We start from the raw sequence: 5476 nt of genomic DNA, 5'->3' as shown, positions 1-5476 counted from the left end.
CGTAAAGTGTGGTCAGGAGGGTGTTGAGGTCGGTTTTCACACACAGGGTTTAACACCCTCCGCCAACGATTAACAGCCTCCACGCGGCCAAGCCCCGATTAGGACTCACTCATCTAGCCCGCCCGGGCCGGCACGCCTGGCCTTGCCCCGCCCCACCCAGCCCTCACCAACCGCGCGCTGGGGCCGTCCTGCCAGCACTTGCCGAAGGTCGGGTGGGACGGGATAGGGTCGAGGACCATGACCGTGATCGCACCGACAGCACCTCTTCCGCGCCGAATCGCCGCCGCTATCGCCTCGGCGTTCGCCGTCGCGGCGACCGCCCAACTCGCGACGATGCTGCTCTTCTTCGCGGCCTCGGGCGGCGATCCGGCCACGCTCGGCCAGGTCGCCCAGTACTTCATCGCCTCGAGCCTGTGCGCCTTCGTCGTGCTCGCGGTCTTCGCCCTCGTGGGCGCCTACCGGTACTGGTACGTGCGGCTGGTCGCCGCCATCGTCGCCGCGATCGTCGCCGCGGTGGTCGGTACCGCGCTCTCGATCGTGTTCAGGGGGGCCACCCTCACCGGGTCCGTTGTCGGGCAGCTGTTCGGTTCGCTCGTCGGCCCCAGCCTCGTGCTCATCGTGGCGGTGGTGCTCGCGACCCTGACCGTCGGGCTGTGGGTGTGGAACTCCGTGATCGGGACGGCGGAGGATGCGCGCCCGGGCGAACGGCGCATCGCCCTCGTGCGGGCGCCGGCCGACAACCTCGCCGATGGCGAGGTCACGCACGTCGAACGTACGGCCATCGACACCGACCTCGCGAACGACCAGTGGGACGCCTATGTGGCCGCCTTCGCCGACAACGGCTGGGACATCGTCGAGGTGCCGGTCGCGAACGAACTGGCCGACTCGGTCTTCATCGAGGATGCCGTGGTGCTGTTCGGCGACACGGCCGTAATCACGAGCCCCGGCGCCGAATCCCGCCGCGACGAGATCGCGGACGCGGAGGCAACGGTGCGCGAGGCCGGACTACGCGTCGAACGGATCGTGCTTCCGGGCACCCTCGACGGCGGGGACGTTCTCAAGGTGGGACCAACCGTCTACGTGGGGCGGGGCGGTCGCACCAACGCGGAGGGCATCCGCCAACTGCGGGCGATCGTCGCGCGGCTCGGTTACACCGTCGTCGCGGTGCCGGTGACGAAGGCGCTGCATCTCAAGAGCGCGGTGACGGCACTTCCGGACGGCACCGTCATCGGCTATCCGCCCGTCGTCGACGACCCGGCAATCTTCGACCGCTTTCTCGCGATGCCCGAGGAGGGCGGGGCGCACGTCGTGACGCTTGCGCCGGACACCGTGCTGATGGCGGCGTCTGCCCCGGCGAGCGCCGCGCTCATCGCCAACCTCGGCTACCGTGTGGTCACCGTGGACATCAGTGAGTTCGAGAAGCTCGAGGGATGCGTCACCTGCCTCTCCGTGCGCGTGCGGTAGGTACTCGCCGCGAGGTTTTTCCGCCCCCGTTTGCGGCATCCCCTTGTGGGATCGAATGGGGTCGGGATATTCTGTAAGGCTGTTCGGTCGTCGCTCCCCGAGAGGGTGGGAGGCGGGCGTGGCCATGACCAGAGTGAAAAACATACGTGCCCAGGAGGACGCCATGATCTACACCTTTCTCGCAACTGCAGGCGCGAAGCGTGTCGCCGTCCGTCCGTCCATGACACCAGCCGGAACCCGGTAGACGACGGGCCCTTCGCGGCCCACTGCCAGAAGCATCCGGCTCACCCCTCCCTCGCTCGACAATCTCGGTTCGTGCACGTCGACGACCCCCTGCATCCAAGGAATCACTGTGTCTGCAGACCCAAAACGCCAAGGCACCTTTGCCTCGATCCTGCGTCTCTACCCCTACGCCAAACCGGCCATGCCCCGGATCTACCTCGGGATGGTCGTGGCTCTCATCGCCGCGCTCGTGGCCCTGCTCATCCCGCAGGTGCTGCGGGCGCTCGTCGACGGTCCGCTGCAGGGCGGTGACTCGAGCCAGATCTGGTGGCCGGTCGCCGCGGTGCTCGGGCTCGGCGTGCTCGAGGCCATCATGATCTGGTTCCGCCGCTGGTTCGTGCTCCAGCCGGGCACGATGGTGGAGGCCGACATGCGCAACGCGCTCTACAAGCGCCTGCAGGAGCTGCCGGTGAGCTTCCACGACCGGTGGGCGAGCGGGCAGCTGCTCTCCCGAGTGGTGAGCGACCTCAACCTCATCCGCCGCTGGATCTCCTTCGGCACCGTGCTACTCGTCGTCAACGTGATCACGATCTTCATCGGGTTCTTCTTCCTCATCTCGATCAGCTGGATCCTCGGACTGATCTTCGTGGTCTGCTCGATCCCGCTCTGGATCTACGGCTACCTGTTCGAGAACAAGTACTCCGCGGTCGCGCGCCGCAGCCAGGACCAGGCAGGCGATCTCGCGACGGCCGTCGAGGAATCGGTGCACGGCATCCGTGTGCTCAAGGCCTTCGGTCGCGGGCAGCACGCGCTCAAGAATTTCGCCTCGCAGGCGGAAGACCTGCGGGGCACCGAGATCGAGAAGGCCAAGGCGATCGCGGGCATCTGGCTCTGGCTGCTGCTCGTGCCGGACGTCACGTTCGCGCTCTGCCTGCTCGCCGGCGTGTGGCTGGCGGCGGGCGGCGAGCTCACCGTCGGGCAGCTCGTGGCGTTCTTCGCCACGGCAACCGTGCTGCGCTGGCCGGTCGAGTCGATCGGCTTCCTGCTGTCGATGACGTTCGACACCCGGACGGCGGCGGACCGATTCTTCGAGGTGATGGATGCCCCGAATCCGATCACCGATCCGGAGGACCCGAAGACGATCGCGGCGCCCGAGGGGCGACTCGTGTTCGACGACGTGTACTTCCGCTACCAGGACTCACCCTCCCAGTACGCGGACCTGCTCGACGGGGTCACCCTCGAGCTGGAGCCGGGGGAGACCATGGCGCTCGTCGGGCTCACCGGCAGCGGCAAGTCGACGATCACGTCGCTCACCACGCGGCTCTACGACGTGACGGGCGGCGCCATCCGGCTCGACGGCGTGGACATTCGCGACCTGAGCCTCGCCGACCTGCGCACCCACCTGTCGATGGCGTTCGAGGATGCGACCCTGTTCTCCGCGTCGGTGCGCGACAACGTGCTGCTCGGCCGCCCGGACGCCACGGATGAGGACCTGGCCGAGGCGATCGACATCGCCCAGGCCGGCTTCGTCTACCAGCTGCCGGACGGAATCGACACGACAGTGGGCGAGGAGGGGCTGAGCCTCTCCGGCGGCCAGCGCCAGCGGCTCGCGCTCGCCCGTGCGGTCGCGGCGAAGCCCGAGGTGCTCGTGCTCGACGACCCGCTGTCGGCGCTCGATGTGGACACCGAGGCGCTCGTGGAGGCCGCCCTGCGGCGGGTGCTCGCCTCGACCACCGCGCTCATCGTGGCCCACCGGCCATCCACGGTGATGCTCGCCGACCGGGTCGCGCTGCTCGAGCGTGGCCGAATCACCGCCGTCGGGCGGCACCAGGAGCTGCTGGTCTCGAGCGACCACTACCGGTTCGTGATCTCGAGCCTGGAAGACGAGGAACGCCGCGAACGGGTCGATGCGGCCCGGCCGGCCGAACAACCGCTAGAGGAAAGGGCAGGCGCATGAGCGTCACCGGAGTTACCGGCGAGGAGCGCAGCGACTTCACCAAGGCGGAGAGCAAGCAGATCCGTGACCGCTCGTTGCGCCTGCTCGGCACCCTCCTGCGCCCACTCTGGGTGCGGGTGAGCCTCACCATCGTCGTTGTCGTCGTGAGCACGGCGGCGCAGGTCGCCGGGCCAGCGCTCATCGCCTACGGGATCGACTCCGGCCTGCCGGCGCTCGTGAAGCAGGACTGGGTGCCGCTCGGCTTCGCGGTCTTCGCCTACCTGTTCACCGGCATCATCGGGGCGACCCTCATCGCGTGGTACACGGTGCTGACCGCGCGCATCAGCCAGGCGATCCTGATCGACCTGCGCAAGCGCGTGTTCCTGCACACCCAGCGGCTCAGCCTCGAGTTCCACGAGAGCTACACGTCCGGTCGCATCATCGCGCGCCAGACGAGCGACCTCGACTCGATCCGTGAACTTCTCGACTCCGGCATCAACCAGCTCGTGCAGGGCGGCCTCTACATGGTGTTCATCGCCGTGGCGCTGTTCTCCATCGACTGGCTGAGCGGTCTCGTGCTGTTCGGCTCGCTCGTGCCGCTGTGGTTCCTCGTGCGCTGGTTCCAGACCCGCTCCCAGCGGGCCTTCCGCGCCACGAGAACCACCTCGGCCCGACTCATCGTTCACTTCGTCGAGACGATGACGGGCATGCGCGCCGTGAAGGCATTCCGCAAGGAGAAGCGCAACGAGAAGGAGTTCGCCGGCTACGTGGAGGACTACCGCCTGGCGAACATGCGCACCATCCGCCTGTTCGGGGTCCTCGATCCCGGCCTCGTGCTCATCGGCAACGTCGCGCTCGGGGTCGTGCTGCTCATCGGCGGCCTGCGCGTGGCGCAGGGCGGCATCGCGATCGGCGTGCTGCTCGCGGCGCTGCTCTACACGCGGTCGTTCTTCGCGCCCGCCCAGGAGATGGCGATGTTCTACAACTCCTACCAGTCGGCCGCGGCCGCCCTCGAGAAGATCTCGGGCGTGCTCGAGGAGCAGCCGAGCGTGCCGGATCCGACGCGCCCGATCGACCTCTGGCAGGCGAAGGGCAGCGTGCGCTTCGAGCGCGTCGAGTTCGCCTACAACGCCGGCCGCGTTGTGCTGCCGCACTTCGACCTCGACATCCCGGCCGGCCAGACGATCGCCCTCGTCGGATCGACCGGCGCAGGCAAGTCGACGCTCGCGAAGCTCATCTCGAGGTTCTACGACCCATCGGACGGCGTCGTGTCGCTCGACGGCGTCGACCTGCGCCGACTGCATCCGAAGGACCTACGTCGGGCGATCGTGATGGTGACGCAGGAGGCGTACCTGTTCTCGGGGTCGGTCGGCGACAACATCGCGCTCGGCAAGCCGGAGGCGACGATCGAGGAGATCGTGGCCGCGGCGAAGGCGGTCGGCGCGCACGAGTTCATCGAGTCGCTGCCCGACGGCTACGACACGGATGTGAACAAGCGCGGCGGCCGGGTCTCGGCAGGGCAACGCCAGCTCATCTCGTTCGCGCGCGCCTTTCTCGCCAACCCGGTCGTGCTGATCCTGGACGAGGCGACAGCGTCGCTCGACATCCCCTCCGAGCGCCTCGTGCAGGAGGGCCTGCAGACGCTGCTCGCCGACCGCACCGCGATCATCATCGCGCACCGCCTGTCGACGGTCGCGATCGCCGATCGCGTGCTGGTGATGGAGCACGGGATGATCGTGGAGGACGGAACGCCGCGCGACCTCATCGCCGGCACCGGGCGCTTCTCGAAGCTGCATGCGGCCTGGCGGGAGTCGCTCGTCTAGACGATACGGCCATCCGCTCCCGCCGCCACCC

3 protein-coding genes are annotated in these 5476 nt (G+C 68.2%); all 3 read left to right on the top strand.

Features of this window, described 5'->3' with window-relative positions:
* The first annotated feature begins 237 nt into the window (after window positions 1-237).
* Window positions 238-1464 (top strand): dimethylargininase, encoded by a 1227-nt coding sequence (ddaH, locus tag VIM54_RS10035; protein ID WP_331900996.1) that lies wholly within the window; start codon window positions 238-240, stop codon window positions 1462-1464.
* A gap of 424 nt (window positions 1465-1888) precedes the next feature.
* Entirely contained in the window at window positions 1889-3643 is a 1755-nt protein-coding gene (locus tag VIM54_RS10030; protein ID WP_331900998.1) for an ABC transporter ATP-binding protein, read from the top strand.
* Complete coding sequence (locus VIM54_RS10025; RefSeq protein WP_331900994.1) at window positions 3640-5445, top strand: ABC transporter ATP-binding protein; 1806 nt, start codon at window positions 3640-3642, stop codon at window positions 5443-5445. The genes VIM54_RS10030 and VIM54_RS10025 overlap by 4 nt, the downstream gene beginning before the upstream one ends.
* Window positions 5446-5476: the final 31 nt, after the last annotated feature.

This window comes from Lacisediminihabitans sp. (assembly GCF_036569425.1).
GTDB lineage: Bacteria > Actinomycetota > Actinomycetes > Actinomycetales > Microbacteriaceae > Lacisediminihabitans.
Note: the sequence above shows the minus strand (reverse complement) of the source record. Positions and strands in the feature narration are given on the sequence as shown.

Coding starts and splice junctions, on each gene's coding strand:
- VIM54_RS10025 (WP_331900994.1), top strand. CDS start 3,640: ATGAGCGTCACCGGAGTTACCGGCGAGGAGCGCAGCGACTTCACCAAG.
- VIM54_RS10030 (WP_331900998.1), top strand. CDS start 1,889: ATGCCCCGGATCTACCTCGGGATGGTCGTGGCTCTCATCGCCGCGCTC.
- ddaH (WP_331900996.1), top strand. CDS start 238: ATGACCGTGATCGCACCGACAGCACCTCTTCCGCGCCGAATCGCCGCC.